21 protein-coding genes are annotated in these 19,664 nt (G+C 66.6%); 9 read left to right on the top strand and 12 right to left on the bottom strand.

From position 1 onward, the window contains the following. Positions 1 to 3: 3 nt before the first annotated feature. Entirely contained in the window at positions 4 to 1,482 is a 1,479-nt protein-coding gene (locus tag CA833_RS07815) for an ATP-binding protein (protein ID WP_242526324.1), read from the top strand. Positions 1,483 to 1,556: 74 nt separating this feature from the next. Beyond that, the gene (locus CA833_RS07810; protein ID WP_207079718.1) at positions 1,557 to 2,738 is read left to right on the top strand and encodes an ATP-binding protein; all 1,182 of its coding nucleotides are present in this window, start codon (positions 1,557 to 1,559) and stop codon (positions 2,736 to 2,738) included. A gap of 7 nt (positions 2,739 to 2,745) precedes the next feature. On the opposite strand, the gene CA833_RS07805 is transcribed toward CA833_RS07810, so the two are convergent. Together CA833_RS07805 and CA833_RS07800 are read right to left on the bottom strand one after the other, a co-directional pair. Next, on the bottom strand, positions 2,746 to 5,430 hold the full coding sequence (locus CA833_RS07805) for a M1 family metallopeptidase (RefSeq protein ID WP_207079717.1): 2,685 nt from the start codon (positions 5,428 to 5,430) through the stop codon (positions 2,746 to 2,748). Between the two features lie 4 nt (positions 5,431 to 5,434). After that, the gene (locus tag CA833_RS07800) at positions 5,435 to 7,033 is read right to left on the bottom strand and encodes a helicase HerA-like domain-containing protein (protein WP_207079716.1); all 1,599 of its coding nucleotides are present in this window, start codon (positions 7,031 to 7,033) and stop codon (positions 5,435 to 5,437) included. 162 nt (positions 7,034 to 7,195) lie between these two features. Here CA833_RS07800 and pabB point away from each other — a divergent pair, with 162 nt between their 5' ends. The 4 genes from pabB to arfB are packed head-to-tail and all read left to right on the top strand — an operon-like array spanning position 7,196 to position 11,229. After that, a complete protein-coding gene (pabB, locus tag CA833_RS07795) occupies positions 7,196 to 8,992 on the top strand; it encodes an aminodeoxychorismate synthase component I (protein ID WP_207079715.1) in 1,797 nt (598 codons plus the stop codon). Next, positions 8,992 to 10,161, top strand: coding sequence for a pyridoxal phosphate-dependent aminotransferase (locus tag CA833_RS07790; RefSeq protein WP_207079714.1), 1,170 nt, complete (start codon positions 8,992 to 8,994; stop codon positions 10,159 to 10,161). Before pabB ends, CA833_RS07790 begins: the two co-directional genes overlap by 1 nt. 1 nt (position 10,162) lies before the next feature. Next, positions 10,163 to 10,816: an RluA family pseudouridine synthase gene (locus CA833_RS07785; RefSeq protein ID WP_207079713.1), complete on the top strand. Its 654-nt coding sequence runs from the start codon at positions 10,163 to 10,165 to the stop codon at positions 10,814 to 10,816. Further along, positions 10,813 to 11,229 carry an alternative ribosome rescue aminoacyl-tRNA hydrolase ArfB gene (arfB, locus tag CA833_RS07780; RefSeq protein ID WP_207079712.1) on the top strand — a complete coding sequence of 139 codons (417 nt, stop codon included), beginning with the start codon at positions 10,813 to 10,815 and terminating at the stop codon, positions 11,227 to 11,229. The genes CA833_RS07785 and arfB overlap by 4 nt, the downstream gene beginning before the upstream one ends. A 255-nt stretch (positions 11,230 to 11,484) precedes the next feature. Here arfB and CA833_RS07775 read toward each other — a convergent pair whose 3' ends face one another. From CA833_RS07775 to dksA, 5 genes are all read right to left on the bottom strand, one after another. Beyond that, positions 11,485 to 11,664, bottom strand: coding sequence for a hypothetical protein (locus CA833_RS07775; protein ID WP_207079711.1), 180 nt, complete (start codon positions 11,662 to 11,664; stop codon positions 11,485 to 11,487). Next, complete coding sequence (locus CA833_RS07770) at positions 11,664 to 12,053, bottom strand: DUF4112 domain-containing protein (protein WP_207079710.1); 390 nt, start codon at positions 12,051 to 12,053, stop codon at positions 11,664 to 11,666. Before CA833_RS07770 ends, CA833_RS07775 begins: the two co-directional genes overlap by 1 nt. A gap of 69 nt (positions 12,054 to 12,122) precedes the next feature. Further along, positions 12,123 to 13,727: an ABC transporter substrate-binding protein gene (locus CA833_RS07765; protein ID WP_207079709.1), complete on the bottom strand. Its 1,605-nt coding sequence runs from the start codon at positions 13,725 to 13,727 to the stop codon at positions 12,123 to 12,125. Between the two features lie 77 nt (positions 13,728 to 13,804). Then, complete coding sequence (locus tag CA833_RS07760) at positions 13,805 to 14,173, bottom strand: PilZ domain-containing protein (protein WP_142636215.1); 369 nt, start codon at positions 14,171 to 14,173, stop codon at positions 13,805 to 13,807. A 297-nt stretch (positions 14,174 to 14,470) separates the two neighbouring features. Further along, the gene (gene dksA, locus CA833_RS07755; protein ID WP_142636217.1) at positions 14,471 to 14,929 is read right to left on the bottom strand and encodes an RNA polymerase-binding protein DksA; all 459 of its coding nucleotides are present in this window, start codon (positions 14,927 to 14,929) and stop codon (positions 14,471 to 14,473) included. A 303-nt stretch (positions 14,930 to 15,232) separates the two neighbouring features. Here dksA and CA833_RS07750 point away from each other — a divergent pair, with 303 nt between their 5' ends. Then, positions 15,233 to 15,568: a sel1 repeat family protein gene (locus CA833_RS07750; RefSeq protein ID WP_207079708.1), complete on the top strand. Its 336-nt coding sequence runs from the start codon at positions 15,233 to 15,235 to the stop codon at positions 15,566 to 15,568. Here CA833_RS07750 and CA833_RS07745 read toward each other — a convergent pair. Genes CA833_RS07745 through CA833_RS07725 form a run of 5 tightly spaced genes read right to left on the bottom strand, consistent with a single transcriptional unit; the run spans position 15,565 to position 18,854 of the window. After that, entirely contained in the window at positions 15,565 to 16,701 is a 1,137-nt protein-coding gene (locus CA833_RS07745) for a GNAT family N-acetyltransferase (protein ID WP_207079707.1), read from the bottom strand. The two genes, CA833_RS07750 and CA833_RS07745, sit on opposite strands and share 4 nt — an antisense overlap. Continuing rightward, the gene (locus tag CA833_RS07740) at positions 16,698 to 17,438 is read right to left on the bottom strand and encodes a glycerophosphodiester phosphodiesterase family protein (protein WP_312846147.1); all 741 of its coding nucleotides are present in this window, start codon (positions 17,436 to 17,438) and stop codon (positions 16,698 to 16,700) included. The genes CA833_RS07745 and CA833_RS07740 overlap by 4 nt, the downstream gene beginning before the upstream one ends. A gap of 10 nt (positions 17,439 to 17,448) precedes the next feature. Next, positions 17,449 to 17,922 (bottom strand): RidA family protein, encoded by a 474-nt coding sequence (locus CA833_RS07735; protein WP_207079706.1) that lies wholly within the window; start codon positions 17,920 to 17,922, stop codon positions 17,449 to 17,451. A 27-nt stretch (positions 17,923 to 17,949) separates the two neighbouring features. Further along, positions 17,950 to 18,582 carry an HAD family hydrolase gene (locus CA833_RS07730; protein ID WP_142636226.1) on the bottom strand — a complete coding sequence of 211 codons (633 nt, stop codon included), beginning with the start codon at positions 18,580 to 18,582 and terminating at the stop codon, positions 17,950 to 17,952. Next, on the bottom strand, positions 18,579 to 18,854 hold the full coding sequence (locus CA833_RS07725) for a DUF3572 domain-containing protein (protein WP_255535879.1): 276 nt from the start codon (positions 18,852 to 18,854) through the stop codon (positions 18,579 to 18,581). The genes CA833_RS07730 and CA833_RS07725 overlap by 4 nt, the downstream gene beginning before the upstream one ends. Before the next feature lie 63 nt (positions 18,855 to 18,917). On the opposite strand from CA833_RS07725, the gene CA833_RS07720 reads away from it, so the two are divergent. Continuing rightward, positions 18,918 to 19,280, top strand: coding sequence for a response regulator (locus tag CA833_RS07720; RefSeq protein ID WP_142636230.1), 363 nt, complete (start codon positions 18,918 to 18,920; stop codon positions 19,278 to 19,280). Positions 19,281 to 19,415: 135 nt separating this feature from the next. Continuing rightward, positions 19,416 to 19,655 (top strand): acyl carrier protein, encoded by a 240-nt coding sequence (locus tag CA833_RS07715; RefSeq protein WP_142636232.1) that lies wholly within the window; start codon positions 19,416 to 19,418, stop codon positions 19,653 to 19,655. The last annotated feature ends 9 nt before the right edge of the window (positions 19,656 to 19,664 follow it).

The following is a 19,664-nucleotide window of genomic DNA, read 5'->3' as shown; positions in this document are numbered from 1 at the left end:
CCCATGCCCCCATCCCCCGTGCTCCCGTCCCGCCTGAAGATCCTGCGCCCGCACAGCCTGATGGGCCAGATGCTGCTCGCCGTCGCCGCGGCGCTGCTGCTGGTGCAAGGGCTCGGCACCTTCCTCGTCTACCGCGCCCAGCGCGAAGGCTACGAGGCGGGCATGAACAATGCCGCGGTGTTCCGCCTGATCATGGAGACGCGCGGCCCCCGCGGGCTGGTGCGCCGCCAGAACGCCCGCCCCGGAGACACCCCGGGCGGACCGCTCTCCGGGCCGCCGCCCAAGGGCTACCACCTCGAATACAGCACCCGCTCCCCGGTCCTGCCCGGCGAGGCGCGCGACCGCGACGCCGAGACCGAACTGACCAGGATCCTCGCCGACCAGGACTTCACCGTCCGCGAGGTGGTGGTCGTCCACCGCGCCGCCGGGCAGGACCGCTACGCCCGGCGCGGCCTGCTGCGCCGCGCCGCCAGCTTCGGCCTGCCGCCCGACGAGGTCTCCGGCCTCTTGCGCTCCAACCTCATGGTGGTCGGCGTGCGCACCAGCGACGAGGGCAGCTGGATCATCGCCCGGGTGCGCGGCCCGCGCCCGGAAAACGTGCTGCTGGGGCCGATCCTGATCCAGACGATCAGCATCTACGTGGTGCTGATGGTGGCGGTGGCGCTGATCCTGCGCCGCATCACCCGCCCGCTCGCCGCGCTTACCCGCCGGCTCGAACGCTTTGCCGCCACGCAGGCCCTCGACGGCCAGCTCGCCCCTTCCGGCCCCGAGGACATGCAGCGGCTGATCGTGGCCCACAACGCGATGGAATCGCGCATCGCCGCCCTGCTCGACGAGAAGGACGTGATGCTCGGCGCCATCGGGCACGACCTCAAGACCCCGCTGGCGGCTTTGCGCGTGCGCATCGAATCGGTCTCCGACGATGTCGAGCGCGGCCGCATGGCCAGCACCATCGAGGACATCGTGCGCACCCTCGACGACATCCTCTCGCTGGCCCGCGTCGGCCGCCCGAGCGACCCGCTGGAACGCACCGAGCTCTCGGCGCTGATGTTCTCGGTGATCGAGGAATACGAGGACATGGGCGAGCCGGTCGAAGTGGGCGAGACCGAACGCATCGCGCTGGAACTGCGCCCGACCTGGATCCGCCGCGCGCTGCGCAACCTGATCGGCAACGCCCTGCGCTACGGCCAGCGCGCCCGCGTCTCGCTCTCGCGCGAAACCACGCCGGGGGGCCGCAGCGCCGTGATCGTGATCGACGACGACGGCCCGGGCATCCCCGAGGACCAGATCCACGCGATGATGAACCCCTTCACCCGCGGCGACCCCTCGCGCAACAGCGCCACCGGCGGGGCGGGCCTCGGCCTCGCGCTCGCCCGCGCGATCGCCGAACAGCACGGCGGCGCGCTGGTGCTGGCGAACCGGCTGGCGGCGGACGGCACGGTCGAAGGCCTCAGGGCCAGGGTCGAACTGCCGGTGGGGTGAGTCCTGATTGACCTTTAGGGAATTATGCATGAGTATATCATCACCACGCTATACTATGCCCTAAAGAGATAAACATGGACCCGGTTCGAAATCCGTTTGCGCCCGGAGCAGGCTCTCAGCCGCCGGAGCTGGCCGGCCGTGAGGAAATCATCACCACGGCGGACACCGCCTTGCAGCGCGTCCTGCTGGGCCGCCCCGCCCAATCGCAAATGCTGCTCGGCTTACGCGGAGTGGGAAAGACCGTTCTTCTCAACAAGATCGAACAGATCGCTGAAGAACGCGGATACCTGACCTCGTTCATCGAAGCCCCGGAAGACCGCAAACTCGTCGATCTGCTTTACCCCAAGATCCATCAGGTTCTGCGAAAACTGTCCCTCGTCGAAGCCGCCAGAACATCCACGCATAACGCGCTAAGGGCGCTGCGCAGCTTTGCTAGCGCTTTCAAGATCAGCGTCGGGGATTTTGAAGTTGCGGTCGATCCGGAACCCGGCGTTGCCGACAGTGGCAATCTCGAATACGACATCACCGAACTCTTCCTGAAAGTCGGCGAGGCAGCAAAAGCGGCCAGTCGCGGATGGGCGTTGCTGATCGACGAAGTGCAGTACCTTTCGCCGGACGAACTGGGTGCCCTCATCGTCGCCATTCACCGGATCAATCAGAAAGGCTTGCCGGTCCTGCTGTTCGGTGCCGGTCTGCCTGCCATCGCAGCATTGTCGGGCGATGCAAAGTCCTATGCGGAGCGGTTATTCGTCTTCCCCAAGATCGACGCCCTGCCCAACGCCGCAGCGGCGAATGCGATACGTCAGCCAATCGAGGAGGAAGGGGAAACGATCGAACCCGACGTGCTGGATACCATCGTCGCATTGACACGTGGATATCCCTATTTCCTTCAGGAGTGGGGCTATCAGGTCTGGAATGCCTCGCCGGCATCACCGATCGCGATTACTTGCGTAGAAGCGGCGGAAAAGGAGGCGCTGCGTCGGTTGGACGAAGGCTTCTTCAAAGTCAGGATCGACCGTCTGACGCCAAAGGAAAAGGAATACGTGATTGCCATGGCCCGATTGGGGCCGGGGCCATACCGATCCTCGGACGTGGCTGAAGTGCTGGGTGAAAAGCTGACGACCCTTGGCCCCCGGCGCGCGCAGATCATCGCGAAAGGCATGATCTACAGCCCGGCGCATGGGGATATCGCCTTCACGGTCCCGATGTTCGACGAGTATCTCAAGCGCCACTGGATCCCCGTCGGATCGAATTGAGCGCCCCCTACTTCATCGCCGTGAAATCCGCATCGATCTGCGTACCGACCAGATCGTCCAGCAACCCGCAATTGCGCACCCGCTCGCTGGCGCGCGCGAGTTCCAGAGCGCCCGAAGTTCCCGCAAGGCTCGGCCCGAAGTCGCGGGTGATCCGTTCGGCCTTGTCCACCGAGCAGTAGCGGCCCAGCAGCTGCGGCAGCCGGGTCGCGAAGAACGGGCCGCCGCTGGCGCTCACCAGATCGTCGAGATGGGCAAGCGCCCACTGATAACCGATGTCGCGCGTGGCGCTGCGGGCCATGATGCCGTCGAGGAAACTCAGCCGCTCGCCCTCGCGCAGGCGCGGGTCCTTGAGGTCGAGCAGCCATGACGCCAGCTTCCCGTCACCGGTGCGCGCCGAGGCCGCCAATGCCGCCGGGCGGAACACCGGGTCGTCCGAAGACAGCGCCCGCTCGACCAGATCGCGCGCGGCCCCGCCGCCCTCCTCGCCGCCCTCCTTGTCGGCCGCCCGCTTGAACAGGTAGACGTCCAGCGCATGGTCCATCCATGCCGGGTCCAGCGCGGCCCCGTCCCCCCTGAGGTAAGCCTCCATCGCCTCTGCCATCTGGTCGCGCAGCTTGCCGCCCCGGCTGGTCGCCAGCAGCGCCTCCACCACCTGCACCCGGCGCTGGATGCGCGCGGGCGCTTCGTGGGCATAAATGCCCGCACGCGGATCGAAGCCGTATTCCTTGAGCAGCGGCATATAGAGCCGCTCGCGCAGCAGATTGAACCCGAGCCGCCCGCGCCCGGTGACAAGGCCCTGCATGACATAGCGCGACAGCGCCTTGAACGGCGCATCGGCGGCATGGGGATCGGGATGGCGGATCAGCGCGCGGGCCAGCAGTGCCATCTCGGCAATGTTACCGCGCCCGCCGCGGATCGAGGCATCGAGCGAATCGACCAGTGCCAGCGCCTCGCCCGCGGGCAGGCCGGCGGCGCCGGCGATCAGCGATTGCCAGTGTCCGGCGGTCAGTTCGAAGCGGTAGTATCCCGCCCCTGCGGCATTGGGGAATACCGCGCCGTTGCCGGGCACGGTGAAGGACTGGTTCTCCCGGTCCATGATCGTGCAGGTACTCTGCGCCCCCCGGCGAAAGCACAAGGGGATGATCCACTTGCCCGGCGGCGGGGCGATGCCCGCGGTGGTGTAGCGCAGCTGGGTCACCGCCACATGGTCGCCCTGCTGGCGCAGCGCCAGCAAGGGCACGCCCTGCTGCTCCACGAAACTGCGCAAGGCGGGCACCAGCCGGGGATCGCCCGTGACTTCGGCCAGGGCGGCAAAAAAGTCGTCGCTGGCGGCATTGCCGCCCCGGTGCGCGGCGATGTAGCGGCGCCCCCCCTCGCGAAAGCGATCCTCGCCCAGCCAGGCGGCAATCATGGCGACAACCTGCCCGCCCTTGCCGTAGGTGATGGCATCGAAGGCGGAATCGATCTGGTCGCTGGTTTCGATCGCCTGCCGCACCGGGCGCCCCGCCACCAGCGCATCGGTCTCCATCGCCGCGAACCCGGTCTGCAGGGCGTCACCGGCAATGCCCAGCTCCGGTCGCCACGCATCGCCCATGCGGTAGCCGATCCAGTTGGCGAAGCTCTCGTTCAGCCAGATATCGTCCCACCACGCCGGGGTGACGAGATCGCCGAACCACTGGTGCCCCAGTTCATGGCCGACGATGGTGCCGAACTGGCGTTGCTGCGCAACCGGGGCGGCGCCGTCCATCACCAGGATGTCGTCGCGGTAGAGGTCGGCGCCGGGGTTCTCCATGGCGCCGGGCAGCACCGGGCTGGTGATCTGGTCGAGCTTGGGAAAGGGGAACGGCGCGCCGAAAAAGTCCTCCAGCTGGCGCACGATGCGCGCGCTGCCATCGAGCGCAAAGGCCAGCTTGCCGGCGTTCTGGCGGGTGGAGACGATCCGCAGCGGCAGCGGTGCCGCCCGCTCGGCGCTGGCCGGGACGGAGCCCTCCAGCACGGCGAACGGCCCTACCATCACCGCCAGCAGATAGGTCGGCAACGGCAGGCTGGGCGCGAAGCGGTGCACGGCAAGGCCGTTCTCGGTCGTGGGCGCGCCCATCTCGGGCGCATTGCTGATCGCGGTGAGACCGGGCGGCGTGCGCAGGGTCAGCGTGAAGGGTGTCTTGAAGCCGGGCTGGTCGAACCCCGGGAAGGCGGCGCGGGCGTCGATCGACTGGAACTGGCTCCAGACGTACCAGTCGCCCTCGACGTTGACGCGGAACAGGCCGGAAGGCCCATCGGCAAAAGCCGCGCTGTAATCGAGAGTGAGCGTCAGGGGGCCGGCGGCGAGGTCACGGTCAAAAGAGACCTCGGCCAGACCGGTGGCATCGAGCTGGCGCCAGTGGCCGGCCAGCGTTTCGCCGCCGATCCGCGCGGTGACCGCGGTGACATCGAGGTCGCGGCCGTGCAGGTACAGGCTAGGTGCGTTTCTGGTCACCTTCAGGTCGATCTCTACCCGGCCTGAAAAACGCGGTTTGCCCGGATCCAGCGTCAGATCGAGGCGGTAGGCGGTCGGCTGCACACTGTCGCCGAGCCGCCCGAACGGCAGGTCCGGCGCGGCCTGCGAAACGATCGGCACCGCCTCCTGCGCCCAGCCCCGCCCCGGCGCCAGAAGCAGTGCCGAAAGCAGCGTCAGGAAGCGGAAAAACGGCATCAAATCAACGCATAAGCCCGCCGATCAGGTTACGCGCGAAGCGCCCGAGGCCGGGAAATCCGATCGCCTTGCCAAGCGCGTCGCCCACCGTTCCCGCCGCCGCGCTCGCCGCCGAAGCCTGCGGATTTGCGCGGCTCTTCTTGCCCTGCATCGACTGCGCGAGGATCGATCCCGCGCTCGCCGCCGCCGCGCCCGCCGCCGCCTTGGCCACCTTGCCGCCAAGCCCGTCCCACAGGCTGGGGCTCCTGCGCTCCTGCTTGCCGACCTCGGCAGCCCCTTTTTCCGCCACTTCCTGCGCCGTTGCCGCGGCATCGGCGGCCTTAGCGGCCAGCACTTCCTCGGCGCTCTCACGGTTGACGGGCGTATCGTACTTGCCCTGACAGGGGCTGATCGACTGGATGATCGCCCGCTCCCTGGGCTCCACCGGCCCCAGCCGCGAGCGCGGCGGCGCGATCAGGGTGCGCTGGACCACCGTGGGCGCGCCCTGATCGTCGAGCGTGGAAACCAGCGCTTCGCCGACCTTGAGCTCGGTGATCGCTTCGACGACGTTGAGCGCCGGATTGATGCGGAACGTATCTGCCGCCGCCTTGATCGCCTTCTGGTCGCGCGGGGTAAAGGCACGCAAGGCATGCTGCACGCGGTTGCCCAGCTGGCCGGCGATTTCCTCGGGAATATCGATGGGGTTCTGCGAGATGAAGTAGACGCCCACGCCCTTCGAGCGGACCAGGCGAACCACCTGCTCGACTTTGTCCTGCAGCGCCTTGGGCGCATCGTCGAACAGCAGGTGCGCCTCGTCGAAGAAGAACACCAATTTGGGTTTTTCGGGATCGCCGACCTCGGGCAGCACCTCGAAAAGCTCGGACAGCAACCAGAGCAGGAAGGTGGCGTAGAGCTTGGGGCTGCGCATCAGCTTGTCGGCAGCCAGGATGTTGATGTAGCCGCGCCCCTTGTCGTCGCAGCGGATGAAATCGGCGATTTCCAGCGCCGGTTCGCCAAAGAACTGCGCCGCGCCCTGGCTGTCGAGCGCCAGAAGCTGGCGCTGGATCGTGCCGACGCTGGCCTTGGTGATATTGCCATATCTGGCGGAAAGCGCCGAAGCATTCTCGGCGGCATGGGCCAGCATCGCCTGCAGATCGGGCAAGTCGAGCAAGAGCAAGCCCTGCTCGTCGGCATAACGGAAGACGACGTTGAGCACGCCTTCCTGGGTGTCGTTGAGATCCATCAGCCGCGCCAGCAGCAACGGCCCCATTTCGGAGATCGTGGTGCGGACGGGATGCCCCTGCTCGCCGTAAATGTCCCAGAAAATCGCCGGATTGTCGGAATATCCATAGTCCGTCAGGCCGATTTCGCTGGCCCGCGCTTCCAGCACGGCAGCATTCTTGAACTGCGGGCTGCCGGACATCGAGATGCCGGAAAGATCGCCCTTCACGTCGGCCAGGAACACCGGCACGCCGGCGGCGGAAAACTGTTCGGCAATGGTCTGGAGCGTCACCGTCTTGCCGGTGCCCGTGGCCCCGGCGATCAACCCATGGCGATTGGCACGCCCAAGGCGCAGGACCTGCCGTTCACCATTGGCACCGAGCCCCAGGAAAATCTCTTCCATTCATGCCTCCTTGCACCGATCGAGAGTGATAGAACGCGCCTTGGACAAGGGCGAGAGGGATTTTGGGTGAGCCGCCACTTGATCGCCGGGAGGGAAGGCGTCGCTCGCGAGAAAGCGCACTGGTCTCGCCGGTGCCGGGGCGCTAAAGGCGCAGTCCGAGCCATGCCCCAGCCCTTCATCCTTTTCGACGACGCCCGCCAGGAAGGCGCGGCCGACGCGCGCATCTACCGCGATCCGGTGGAGATCGTCCTCGCGCGCAGCGAACAGGACGTGCTCCCCGCGCTTGCCCGGATCGAGGAACTCTCGGCCGCCGGCCTGCATCTGGCCGGCTACCTTGCCTACGAGGCAGGGCAGGCGCTGGAGCCGCGCCTTGCCGGCCTGCGCAAGCCTGAAGGCCCGCTGGTCTGGTTCGGCGCCTTCGAAGGCTTCGAAACCGTTCCCGCCAAAGACATTGCGCGCTGGCTGGCCGAAAACGCCGCCCCCGGCCCGGTCGGCATCGGCCCGCTCGATCCGCTGGTCTCCACCGGACGCTACACCCACGCCTTCAACGCGGTTCACGGCGCCATCGAGGCTGGCGACATCTACCAGGCCAACCTGACCCTGCCGCTGGAGGGGTCGTGGCACGGTGATCCGCTGGCGCTCTACGCCGCGATCCGTCCCGCTGCCGCGGCCGGATATGGCGCACTGATCTGCGACGGAGCCGGGTGGCTGCTCAGCTTCTCGCCCGAACTGTTCTTTGCGCTCGACGATCGCACCGTGACAGTCCGCCCGATGAAAGGCACGCGCCCGCGCGGGCAGGATGCCGCTGAGGACGCATTGCTGCGCGAGGATCTCGCCGCCAGCACCAAGGATCGCGCAGAAAACCTGATGATCCTCGACCTCATGCGCAACGACCTGTCGCGCGTGGCGGAAGCGGGCAGTGTCCGCGTGGAGCAACCTTTCGCGATCGAGAGCTACCCGACCGTCCACCAGATGGTCTCCACCGTCCACGCCCGCCTCTCACCCGACAAGGGCGCCGTCGATCTGCTGCGGGCCCTTTTCCCCTGCGGATCGATCACCGGCGCGCCCAAGATCCGGGCGATGGAACTGATCGCCGAGGTCGAACGCCACGCGCGCGGGCCCTATTGCGGCTCGATCGGTTTCATCGAACCCTCTGGCGATGCCGCGTTCAATGTGGCAATCCGCAGCTTGCGTCTGTCACCGGATGCCAAGGGCACTTCGGGCCGGGCCACGCTCGGCGTCGGTTCGGCGGTGGTCGCCGATTCACAAGCGCTTCCCGAATGGCGGGAATGCCTGGTCAAAGGGGGTTTCGTGCGAGATTCGGCAGGGGCGCGTTCGCCCGCCAGTTTCGATCTTGTCGAGACGATGCGTTTCACGCCCGAAGAGGGCATCCCGCTGCTGGAACTCCATCTGGAGCGGGTCCGTACCAGCGCCGAGGCACTGGGCTTCGGTTTTGACCGCCATGCCGTGCGCAATGCGATCCAGGCGCTCTGCTTCGATGCCGATGCGCCTGCCAAGCTGCGCCTGGTCACCGCCCGCAGCGGCGCCTATGCGCTGGAACTGGCCGAATTGCCGGAAACCTTCGAAGGGCCGGTAACCGTCGGCGTGCTGCCGCTTCCGGTCGATAGCGGCGACTGGCGGCTGCGCCACAAGACCAGCGATCGGGGATTCTACAATTCCGGCCTGGCCATCGGGAAAAAGGCGGGGGCTCAGGAAGTGCTGTTCCTGCGCGACGACGGCCTCGTCACCGAAGGCAGCTTCACCAGCCTCTTTGTCGAGCGCGACGGCATGCTGCTGACGCCGCCCGCCGCGCTCGGCCTGCTGCCCGGCGTACTGCGCCGCTCGCTGATCGAGCAGGGCCGCGCGACCGAGGCCGAACTGACGCTGGACGATCTCGCGGACGGGTTCCTGATCGGCAATGCCCTGCGCGGCCTGATGCCGGCCCGGCTGCTCACCTGATGCATACCTCCACCGCCCTCGCCCGCATCGCTCCCTCGGGGACAACCGCGATGACCGACCGCGCGATCGAACTGCGCGAAGCCGGCATCGACGTGATCTCGCTTTCGGTCGGCGAACCCGATTTCGATACCCCGCCCCACGTGATCGAGGCTGCCAAGGTGGCGCTTGACGGCGGGCAGACCAAGTACACCGCGGTCGGTGGCACCTCGCAGCTGAAGCAGGCTGCCGCGCTGCACTTCAAGCGTGACCTCGGCATCGAGGTTCCGCCGTCGCAGGTCACTGTCAGCGCCGGCGGCAAGCAGGCGATCTTCCACGCGATGCTGGCGACGGTCAGCGAAGGCGACGAGGTGATCGTGCCCTCGCCCTGGTGGGTCAGCTATCCCGAGATCGTGCGTTTCGCGGGCGGCAAGGTCGTGCCGCTGCGCACCTCGCCCAAGGACAACTTCCGCTTCACCCCCGCCGACCTCGAAGCGCAGATCGGCCCGCGCACGCTCTGGGTGCTGCTCAACAGCCCCGGCAACCCGACCGGCGCCTATTATCCCGAGGACATGCTGCGCGGCATCGGCGAAGTGCTGCGCCGCCACCCGCGCGTGATGGTGCTGTCCGACGATATCTACGCGCCCATCAACTATACCGGCCGGCCGCATGTGACGCTGGCAAACCTCTGCCCGGATCTGGCCGACCGCATCCTGACCGTCTCCGGCGTGTCCAAGAGCCACGCAATGACCGGCTTCCGCATCGGCGTCGCCGCCGGGCCGCAATGGCTGATCAAGGCGATGGAAAAGCTCCAGTCGCACTCCTCGGGCAATCCCTGCTCGATCAGCCAGGCCGCCGCCGTCGCCGCCTTTGCCGGGCCGCAGGACTTCCTGGCCGCATGGCGCGAGCGGTTTCGCCAGCGGCGCGACATGGTGGTTTCCGCGATCAACGCGATTCCCGGCCTGTCCACGCCCTCGCCCGATGGCGCGTTCTACTGCATGATCGACGCCGCTCCGCTGATGGACCGTTTCGACGGCGACGACGTCAAGCTGGCGCTGCACCTGCTGGAGCACGGCGTGGCGTTGGTCCCGGCCTCGGCGTTCGGCGGCCAGAACGGTTTCCGCATCAGTTTCGCCGCGGATGACGCGCGGCTCGAAGAAGCGCTCCGGCGCATAGAGAAAGCATTGACGTAACATGGAACTGGAAATCCTCTTCGAGGACGGCGAAGCGCTGGTCATCGACAAGCCCGGCGGCCTGCCGCTCGATACGCCGCGTGCCGGCGGGCCGAGCCTCGAAGACCGGCTGGACGAGCTGAAGCTGGGCTTCCACCGTCACCCCGCGCCGGTGCACCGGCTCGACCGCGACACTTCGGGCTGCCTGTTGCTGGCCCGCAACCCCAAGGCCCTGAAGCGCTTTTCCGCCGCTTTCGAGGAAAAGCAGGTCCAGAAGCGCTACCTCGGCATCGTCGCCGGCACGCTGGAGGAAGAGGAAGGCACGATCGCGCTCAACCTCTCCAAGGTCAGCACCGCCAAGGACGGCTGGCGCATGATCCCGGCCAAGAAGGGCAAGCCCGCCGTCACCCACTGGCGCAAGCTGGACGAGAAGAACGGGTTGACCCTCGTGGAATTCCGCCCCGAAACCGGCCGCACCCACCAGATCCGCGTCCACGCCGCATCCGGCCTTGGCCACGCACTGCTGGGCGATCCGGTCTATGGTTCCAGCAAGGGCGCGCCGCGCACGATGCTCCACGCGGCGGGCCTGACCGTGCCGCGCGGCGACAAGGAGCCGATCGTAGCCATGGCGCCGCTGCCCAAGGACTTCGCCGCGCTCGGCTTCAGCGATGAATGAGCGAGATTGAAGCCACGATAGACCGCGCCCAGGCCCTGGCGAGCGAAAGCTTCATCGCCGCCTCCGGGCCGGGCGGGCAGAACGTCAACAAGGTGGCGACGGCGGTCCAGCTCAGGATCAACGTCTATGCGCTGCGACTGACGCCGCCCGTCTTTGCACGGCTGAAGGAACTGGCGGGCAGCCGCATGACCTCGGGCGGGGAGCTGATGTTCACCGCCCGCCGCTTCCGCACCCAGGAAGCCAACCGCGCCGATGCCCGCGAACGCTTGGCGCAAATGCTGCGCGACGCCTACAAGCTGCCCGAAAAGCGCGCCAAGAGCCGGCTCAACCGAGTGGGCAAGGAACAGCGGCTGAAAGGCAAGAAGCTGCGCGGTTCGGTCAAGGCCGGACGCGGCAAGGTCAGTTTCGACTAGGCCGTAAACTCATAAACGGCACCATCGAGGTTTGAGGCAAAATGGTTCAGCGTGAGGAAGGAAGGCGACGGAATATGTCGATATTTCTAGACTTCCTGACGCAGCGATGGACCATTTTGGTCAAACCCCGAAGGGGCGTCCAAATGGCTTCCATCTCGAACCGAACCGGCCTTGGACGGGCAACCAGCCCGTCCGGCGGCCACTTCGGCCCGATATGTTCGCCATTTGGACGCCTCGATGGTGTCGTTTATGAGTTTACGGCCTAGATCCTGTCGTGCCGTCCGACGGGATTTCGGATGCCCGCGTATCGAACATCTCCGCCGCCTGATCGAGCGCCTTGGCCTCATCGGAGGTGACCGGCGCCGGCACCGGGTCCGAAGAACCGCAGCCCGCCAGAGGCAGCGCCAGCGCTACCGGCCAGAAACGCACTTTCATCAGCCCTCGATCACCCGTGCATGAGGGTAATGCCTGGCGATGTGCTTGCGGATGATCTTCAGGTTGCGGGTGTTCGAACGGAACAGGAAATCGAAGGCGTCACCCACCACCGGGATCGCGCCGAGCAGCGTATCGACACCGACATTGGCGGTCATGCGCGCCAGTTGCCACTTCGACATGCCAAGGTTGCGCGCCTCCCAGACGAGGTACATGCCCAGCAATGCCGAAACCACATCGCCCGCCACCGGCACCAGTCCAACCACCGCGTCGAGCCCGACCTTGCGGCGCAAGCCTGGGATGGTGAAGGCGTTTTCAAGCACACGCTCGAGCGTTTCCACACGGCGGGTGACGGAAACCGGATCGTTCCCCAGCGGGAACTCCAGGTCCATGCCGCGGGCAGAAGTCTGTCCAGTCGCCAAAACTTTCGCACTCCTCGAACGGCAACAGCGCCGTCGGACCTATTTGGGCACCCAGGCCAGCGGCATCAAGGGGTGCCAGCCCCAGGTGTTCGGCGCGAAACCGTCGACACTGCCACGCACCAGCGACCAGCGGATCGGCGTTCCGAACGGAATGAAGACGTTGGCAGCAGTCAGCTCCGCTTCGGCTTCGGTCAGCAGCGCCGCGCGGTCCTGCGGCGTCGCGGCGCTGGCGGCCTCGACAGCCCGTGCATCGGCTTCGGCCGAACAGAGCCCTCGCCGTTCGGCGCAGGACAGCCGGTTGAGGAACCAGGCCGCGCGGGGATAACGCGCCACGTCATCGATCAGCACGAGGTCGGCATCGCGCGCATCCTTGTCGCCGCTGCGCACGAGGCGCAGCCCGATCGCGGACAAATCGGCGGACAGGCGCTCGAACAGAGTATCGCTGCCCTCGCCCTGCGGCAGCCAGATGACCAGACCCGGCGCATGCTCGGAAAGCGCCGCCGGTTGCGGCGTATTGCCGCCGCGTGATAGCAATCGTTGCAAGGGCCGCTTGGGCGCATCGGCCTTCGGCGACGAGACCGGCGCAGCAGGCTGGCCGCCTTGCTGCGCCTGCCAGCGCCTGACCCGCGCCGCCGCGACAGCGCGGCGCTCGTCGAGCGACTGGTTGCCCCAGCGCTCGCCGATGGTGCCGAGATCGCCATCGAGGCTGGGGCTCACCACCCGGGTCGTCGGCGACCAGCCCCCCAGGCTGAACGGGGCGATCAAGCCATCGCGGTCGATCGCCATGGCGATGGCCTCGCGATTGGCAGGATCGGCGAGGAAGCCGTGATTGTTCATCACCTGCAATCCGAACAACCCCACGACCGGATCGACCTGGATGGTGCCGCGCAGGATGCCCACCGAACGGGTGAGCGGGAAGTCCTGGATCTCGCCGCCCATGACAATATCGACGGCACCGTCATTAAAAGCGGCAACGGCTTCGGGGCCGGACACCGCGCGCAAGTCCACGCGGCGGGTTCGCTGCGCCCAGTTCTCGATGGCGGGCAGCCCGAGATGCGCCGGATCGATCGGCGTGAGCCGCGCCGCGCCCCGGTCCCGCTCAAGCCGCATCGGCCCGGCACCGCGCTGCTTGTGCACGAGCCCGAGTTCAGGCTGCGCCAGCAGTTGCAGGAGATAGGGCATCGGCCGGGCAAGGCGGATCTCGATGACCCGCCCGGCCATCGCCCGCACTTCGTCGATCCCGCCAAGATCGAGCGCAAACGGCGTATCGCGCGTGTCTTCCAGCGCCTTGTCGATCGCCTGCTTGGCCGATGCGGCAGTGAGCGGATCGCCCGAGAGCCAGTTGCCGTCGCGCAGGCGGAAAATGTAGCTCAGGCCATCGTCGGTGACGATCCAGCGATCGGCCAGCGCCGGAATGACGCGCCCCTTCTCGTCGAACGAGACCAGCCCTTCGCTGGTCGAGGCCCGCACCAGTTGCTCGGCCAGCGGCGCGCTGCGCCCGGTGCTGAAAGGGTCCGCCGGATCGCCGATAGCAGCCACGCCGAGCGCCGAATTGCTGGCCGATCCGCACCCGGCAAGCGCCAGCACCGCCGCAAGGACGCCTGCCTGGATGCCTCTTCGCGATGGGATATTGTCAGCCGGCATGAGTATGGGCCTAGTCGATTTCCCCCGGCCGGCAAATGGCAGGCACCACCATGACGGCAAAAACCGCGATCGGCCTGTCAGATCTTGCGCAGCGCGCCGGTTTCAGGGGAATAGCGGGCCTCGTGGTTGCGCACGAAACGCGGCGTGGCGTCTTCGGCCGCGGCCACCGTCACCCGCGCCAGCTTGGGATCGATCTCGCCGCTGAAGGCCACCCCGAAGCGATTGTCCTGTACCCAGGCAACCGCCCCCTCGACCCAGCCAATGTTGCGAATGTTCACCTTCACGAGCGTGCCGCGAACCACCCGGACGCTGCCTTCGCCCATCATGCCGCCGGGAGAAAGGTTGCGAACCTTGATCCGCGCTTCGCCGTCCAGGCCATCGACGCGCAGGTCAGCCATGAGAAACAGGCTGTCGCGTGCGATCTGTCGATTTTCAGCTTCGCTCATCTACTCTCGTCCGGTAATCGAGGCGGCCGTCGAACGTCGTGCAAGACGCGGCGGACGCAAATACCCGGCGAGCCTAACACGAATGTTCGCTCGTTCTAAGGGGCAGTCACCAAGAAAGCCTTAATGATGCAGACCGATCACCGGCCCGCGACGCGGCCCCAGACCGGGTACCACGCGGACACGAACCGTGCAGACACGGTTAAAAGTGAGTCATCCGCGATACGCGGCATCGCGCAAGCGGCCCTGGATCGACGAACGGCCCGCTGCCCCCCGGCTGCGGGCCGTCGATCAGGCGCCTCAATCGTCGCGCGAAACCTTTTCGCGGCGCTCGTGCGCTTCCTGGGCTTCCACCGTCATCGTCGCGATCGGACGCGCTTCCAGACGGCCGAGGCCGATAGGTTCACCCGTCACTTCGCAGTACCCGTATTCGCCTTCCTCGATCCGGCGCAGCGCCGAATCGATCTTGGCGATCAGCTTGCGCTGCCGGTCGCGGGTGCGCAGCTCGATCCCCCAGTCGGTCTCGCTCGAAGCGCGATCGTTGAGGTCGGGCTCCCGGATCGGACCGTCCTGAAGTTGGGCCAGGGTGCCGGCCGATGCATCGAGGATCGATTTTTTCCAGGCGAGCAGCAGGCGCCGGAAGTAGTCCTGCTGCGAATCGCACATGTACGATTCATTCTCGGCAGGAATATAGGAACCGCCAAGCATGCGCTTGGCCTTGGCGAGGACATCAATTTCGTCAGATAGGGCCGTTGCCATCCAGAGAATCTCCGCACGAATCGCCCCGGCCCGCCTACGCCCTGCGGCCCCGGATTTTTCCAGTGACCTCCCGGCAAACCGTGGTGGGGCGGCCTATAAGGCCGGTATTCTACCGGCACAAGGACATAACCCGAGCCGTCCACAAAAAACCTGAACGGCTGTTCGATAACAGAGCGGAATATACCGGAACCGCAAGAGCAAGGTTTTTCGATTTATCGTTAACGCTTTGTTGACCATGAATCGGTCAGCTTGTCCCCATCGCAAGACCGAGCCTCGGTCCAATGCAAACGGGGGTATCAGACGATGGGCACTGTCTGGATCGATTCACTGGGTTTCGCCGCGCAGGAAGCGGACATCGCCGCCGAGGACCTGCTGGTGGCCGATTGCCTCGCCGCTGCCGCTCGGGGCGATACCTCGGCTTACTTCGACCTTGGCGTCGCCTACTCGACTGGCAGCCACGGCGTCGGCTGCGACCTCGTCGAAGCACACAAGTGGTTCAACCTCGCTGCCGTTGCCGGCCATGAGGAAGCTCCGGCCTGCCGCGCGGAAGTCGCCGACGAAATGACCGCGCGCGAGATCGCCGAGGCCCAGCGCCGCGCCCGCGAATGGCTCTGCGCCACCACCCGCAAAGCGGCTTAATCCTTGCGGAACGGCGTGCGCTCGCCCAACCAGATCTGGTCCTGCGCGATGCCCGCCCGTTCCTGATCGAGATAGTCGGCAATGGCCGCGCGCAGGCCTTCGTGGGCGATATAGTGCGCTGAAACCGTGCGCACCGGTTCATACCCGCGCGCCAGCTTGTGGCCGCCCTGGGCGCCTGCCTCGACCCGCGAGAGGCCCAGCGCAATGGCGGCATCGATGGCCTGATAGTAGCACAGTTCGAAGTGGAGGAACGGCCTCTCCACCAGCGCGCCCCAGTAGCGGCCGTAGAGCGCCTCCTCGCCGATGAAGTTCAGCGCTCCCGCCACGGCCTTGCCCTCGATATAGGCCATGACCAGCAGGATGCGGTCCGCCATCGTCTCGCCCAGCCGCGAAAACGCTTCGCGCGTCAGATAGGGCTGGCCCCACTTGCGCGCACCGGTATCCTGGTAGAACGCCCAGAACGCGTCCCAGTGCTCCTCGCGCACATCCACGCCGGTGAATGTGCGGATCTCGACGCCTTCCTGCGCTTTCTCGCGCTCCTTGCGGATATCCTTGCGCTTGCGCGAGGATAGCGCGCCGAGGAAATCGTCGAAGCTGACATAGCCGCGATTTTCCCAGTGAAACTGGATATCCTCGCGCAGCAACCAGCCCGCGGCCTCGAAGGCTGGGACTTGCCCGGGCGCGATGAACGTCGCGTGGGCGGAGGAAAGGCCGTGCTGGTGGCACAGCGTTTCGGCGGCACGCAGCAGCGGCAGATGGAGTTCGGGATGCACCGTGAGCAGCCGCGGCCCCGTGGCTGGGGTGAACGGCACCGCGATCTGGAGCTTGGGGTAATAGGCGCCGCCCGCCCGGTGCCAGGCATCGGCCCAGGCATGGTCAAAGACATATTCGCCCTGGCTGTGCTCCTTGAGATAGGCCGGAAGCGCCGCGGCAAGACGACCGTCCGGCCCCGCGATGGTGATCGGCGCCGGGCTCCAGCCACTGCCTTCGCCGACACTGCCAGAGACTTCCATCGCCGAGAGAAACGCATGGCTGACAAAGGGATTGCCGCCGCCGCTCAATGCATCCCACTCGTCCGCCGGCAACGAGGTCACGCTGCCGCTGATCCGCGCGGTAAAATCGCCTTCGCTCACGCCAGTTCCTCGTCGCATTGCTCGAAGATCGCGGCATCGGCATGGTGGCGGACCCGCTCCTGGTGTTCGGGGCTGCGCACGGTCCAGCTCGCCACCGGCAAACCGCGGTCGCGCTGGGCGCGGGCAAAGCGGCTCGGCAGGTCGTGGACGTCATAGGCCAGGAAATCGGGCCGCGCCTGCCACAAGGCCAGATGGCGGCGGATCTTGCCGGGCAAGGCGCGGTCCTCGCCCTCGCTGACGATCAGCCCCCGCACGGTCAGCGGTGAATGGATGCGAAACCAGCGCGAGACGCGGGGATCGAAGCTCATCACCGCACAGTCACCGGCATAGCCCTCAAGCACCCGCCGCACCGCCAGACACAGGGCGGCGATCCGCACCCCGGGGCCGGACTTTATCTCGATGAGGACCGGAACCCGCCCGCCCACGCGGTCGAGCACGCGGCGCAGGGTGGGGACCGTCTCCTCGCTGCCGGTCAGCGTGACCGCTCCGAGCTGGGCGGCGCTGCGGCGGGAAATCGGTCCGCTCTCGCCGGTCAGGCGGTCCAGCGTGGCATCGTGGAACACCACCGGGGTTCCATCACCCGCCCGCTGCACGTCCAGTTCGATGCCAAACTGGCCGCGCAGCGCCGCATCGAATGCGGCAAGCGAGTTTTCCGGGATACCCGCGCCGTGCAGGCCCCGATGCGCATAGTCGCGTGCGCCGATCCACCCGACCCGCCGGGGGTCGGGGGCCGGCACCAGCCATCGATCAATCGAGGCGAGCAGCACGAAGCGTCACGATGGCGTCCACTTCCACGGCAGCGCCGAGCGGCAGCACCGGCACGCCGACAGCGCTGCGGGCATGCTTGCCGGCATCGCCGAATACCGAGACCATCAGTTCCGAAGCGCCGTTGGCGATCTTGGGCTGGTCGGTGAAATCGCCGGTCGAGTTCACGAAGGCGCCGAGCTTGACGACGCGCTCCACGCGGTCGAGCGAGCCGAGCGCGGCCTTGAGCTGGGCCAGGATCATCAGCGCGCAGGCCTGCGCCGCCTCGACGCCGGCTTCAAGGCTCACGTCCTCGCCCAGACGGCCGGTGACGAGCTTGCCGCCGACGAAGGGCAGCTGGCCCGAGACATAGGCGGTGTCGCCGGCGATCACCACCGGCACATAGGCGGCAACCGGAGCGGCGGCTTCGGGCAGCGTCAGGCCAAGGGCGGCAAGGCGGGTTTCGGCTTCAGTCATGATGGAACGGTTTCCTGTCAGTTTGGATCAGTGGGGGGTGTTGTCGGTCAGCCAGTCGAGCAGCCACGGGGTGGCGCTCTTCCAGTCGTCGATTCGCGCATGGGCATGTCCCGCCGCATGGGCGCAGGCGATATGCGGCGCCAGCAGCGGCTCCGCGCAAAGATGCAGGCGGCCGATTTCCGGCGCGAACTCGGCTACCGAGCCGTGATGCTGGGCCAGATCGTCGATGAACACCGCGCGGCTGGGCGCATATTCCTCGAGGATCGCCTTGAGCGCCGGGCCTTTTGGTCCTTGGTTCGTGTAGACCCTGAGGTGGACACCGTGGTCGGCCAGCTGGCGCTGGCGGGCGTCCTGCCGGAAATCCATGAGATTGGTGAGCACCACCACATCGGCATGTTCACCGATCGCGCGAATCGCGTCCATCGCGCCTTCCACGGCGGTCTGGCGATGCATCTGGCCATCGAAGAACTTGTTGAGCAGCGACCACATCTCGGCCTGTTCAAGCAATTCACCCGAGGCAGTGCGGCGCATCGCGCTGGAAAAGTCCCCGCGCGACATGTCGAACGTGACGCCCTCGTCCTCGGCCAGCCAGTCGCGGAAGTGGCTGACCATGTAGAGCAGCACTTCGTCGCAGTCGGTGATCAGCAGCGGACGGCTCATCGGCCGATCCTCTGGCGGGCGGCAGCCAGTTCCTCGGGCTTTACGCCCAGCACGTCGGCGGCGGCGACAAGGTCCGGCTCGTGCGCACAGAGAAAATCGAGCACCGCCGTCAGCGTGCCGATCTCGCCCAGCGAGGTGCGCAGATGATCGGGCGTCAGGCCGGTCAGCGCCAGGAATCGCTCGGCACGATCGCCGTCGCCCAGCACCCAGCCCAGCGCGTGGAGCGCCAGCGTTTCGGCATCCTGCGATGAGGAAGGGGAACTTCCGAGAATTGTCAGCCTCGCTTGCCTGTCCTAGAGCGGCGGTTCAGCCACTAGATGGGGTTCAGGCGCGGAATGGCAAAGCGAATCCTTGTTGTCGAGGACAACGACCTTAACCGGAAGCTCTTTTGCGATGTTCTCACGAGTCAGGGCTTCTCGGTGGAGCCGGTCGCGGACGGGCTCCACGCGCTCGACAGGGCGCGCGAATTCGTACCCAACCTCGTCATCATGGACATCCAGTTGCCCAATGTCTCGGGGCTGGACCTGATCGAGGCGGCCAAGAAGGACGCGGTCCTGCGCACGATCCCGGTGCTGGCCGTCACGGCCTATGCCGGCAAGGGCGACGAGGAGCGTATCCGCGAGGCGGGGGCCGAAGGCTATCTCGCCAAGCCGGTCTCGATCGGTCCCTTCATGCAAGCCGTCCGAGCGCTGGTCTGACCCTTCCCGCAAGCGTTCCGGACGCCGATATGGCCCTTCCCGACGCGCCCGTGCTTGACTTTACCCCCCGCCGCCGCTTTTGCGCCGCAATTATCGGCCAGAGCGCCGACCGAAATTACCGGAGTTGAAATGACCATGGACCGCGCAGAGACCTCGGCCCGCATCGCCGCGCTGATCGAACCTTTCAACAAGAAGGGCATCGAGATTACCGACGCGACCCGCTTCACCGACGATCTCGAATTCGACAGCCTGACCGTGATGGACTTCGTGGCCGAAATCGAAGACGGCTTCGACATCATCATCTCGATGAACCAGCAGGCCGAGATCGAGAACTACGGCCAGCTCGTCGACGCCGTGGTCAAGCTCCAGGGCTGAAGGATTCTG

Source organism: Novosphingobium sp. KA1, assembly GCF_017309955.1.
Taxonomy (GTDB): Bacteria; Pseudomonadota; Alphaproteobacteria; order Sphingomonadales; family Sphingomonadaceae; genus Novosphingobium.
The sequence above is the reverse complement of the archived record's forward strand: the minus strand, read 5'-3'. Positions and strand labels throughout refer to the sequence as shown.

Excerpts from the sequence above, each read along its gene's own strand:
- CA833_RS07815 (WP_242526324.1), top strand. The coding sequence starts at position 4 with ATGCCCCCATCCCCCGTGCTCCCGTCCCGCCTGAAGATCCTGCGCCCG.
- CA833_RS07810 (WP_207079718.1), top strand. The coding sequence starts at position 1,557 with ATGGACCCGGTTCGAAATCCGTTTGCGCCCGGAGCAGGCTCTCAGCCG.
- CA833_RS07805 (WP_207079717.1), bottom strand. The coding sequence starts at position 5,430 with ATGCCGTTTTTCCGCTTCCTGACGCTGCTTTCGGCACTGCTTCTGGCG.
- CA833_RS07800 (WP_207079716.1), bottom strand. The coding sequence starts at position 7,033 with ATGGAAGAGATTTTCCTGGGGCTCGGTGCCAATGGTGAACGGCAGGTC.
- pabB (WP_207079715.1), top strand. The coding sequence starts at position 7,196 with ATGCCCCAGCCCTTCATCCTTTTCGACGACGCCCGCCAGGAAGGCGCG.
- CA833_RS07790 (WP_207079714.1), top strand. The coding sequence starts at position 8,992 with ATGCATACCTCCACCGCCCTCGCCCGCATCGCTCCCTCGGGGACAACC.
- CA833_RS07785 (WP_207079713.1), top strand. The coding sequence starts at position 10,163 with ATGGAACTGGAAATCCTCTTCGAGGACGGCGAAGCGCTGGTCATCGAC.
- arfB (WP_207079712.1), top strand. The coding sequence starts at position 10,813 with ATGAGCGAGATTGAAGCCACGATAGACCGCGCCCAGGCCCTGGCGAGC.
- CA833_RS07775 (WP_207079711.1), bottom strand. The coding sequence starts at position 11,664 with ATGAAAGTGCGTTTCTGGCCGGTAGCGCTGGCGCTGCCTCTGGCGGGC.
- CA833_RS07770 (WP_207079710.1), bottom strand. The coding sequence starts at position 12,053 with ATGGACCTGGAGTTCCCGCTGGGGAACGATCCGGTTTCCGTCACCCGC.
- CA833_RS07765 (WP_207079709.1), bottom strand. The coding sequence starts at position 13,727 with ATGCCGGCTGACAATATCCCATCGCGAAGAGGCATCCAGGCAGGCGTC.
- CA833_RS07760 (WP_142636215.1), bottom strand. The coding sequence starts at position 14,173 with ATGAGCGAAGCTGAAAATCGACAGATCGCACGCGACAGCCTGTTTCTC.
- dksA (WP_142636217.1), bottom strand. The coding sequence starts at position 14,929 with ATGGCAACGGCCCTATCTGACGAAATTGATGTCCTCGCCAAGGCCAAG.
- CA833_RS07750 (WP_207079708.1), top strand. The coding sequence starts at position 15,233 with ATGGGCACTGTCTGGATCGATTCACTGGGTTTCGCCGCGCAGGAAGCG.
- CA833_RS07735 (WP_207079706.1), bottom strand. The coding sequence starts at position 17,922 with ATGACTGAAGCCGAAACCCGCCTTGCCGCCCTTGGCCTGACGCTGCCC.
- CA833_RS07730 (WP_142636226.1), bottom strand. The coding sequence starts at position 18,582 with ATGAGCCGTCCGCTGCTGATCACCGACTGCGACGAAGTGCTGCTCTAC.
- CA833_RS07720 (WP_142636230.1), top strand. The coding sequence starts at position 18,918 with ATGGCAAAGCGAATCCTTGTTGTCGAGGACAACGACCTTAACCGGAAG.
- CA833_RS07715 (WP_142636232.1), top strand. The coding sequence starts at position 19,416 with ATGGACCGCGCAGAGACCTCGGCCCGCATCGCCGCGCTGATCGAACCT.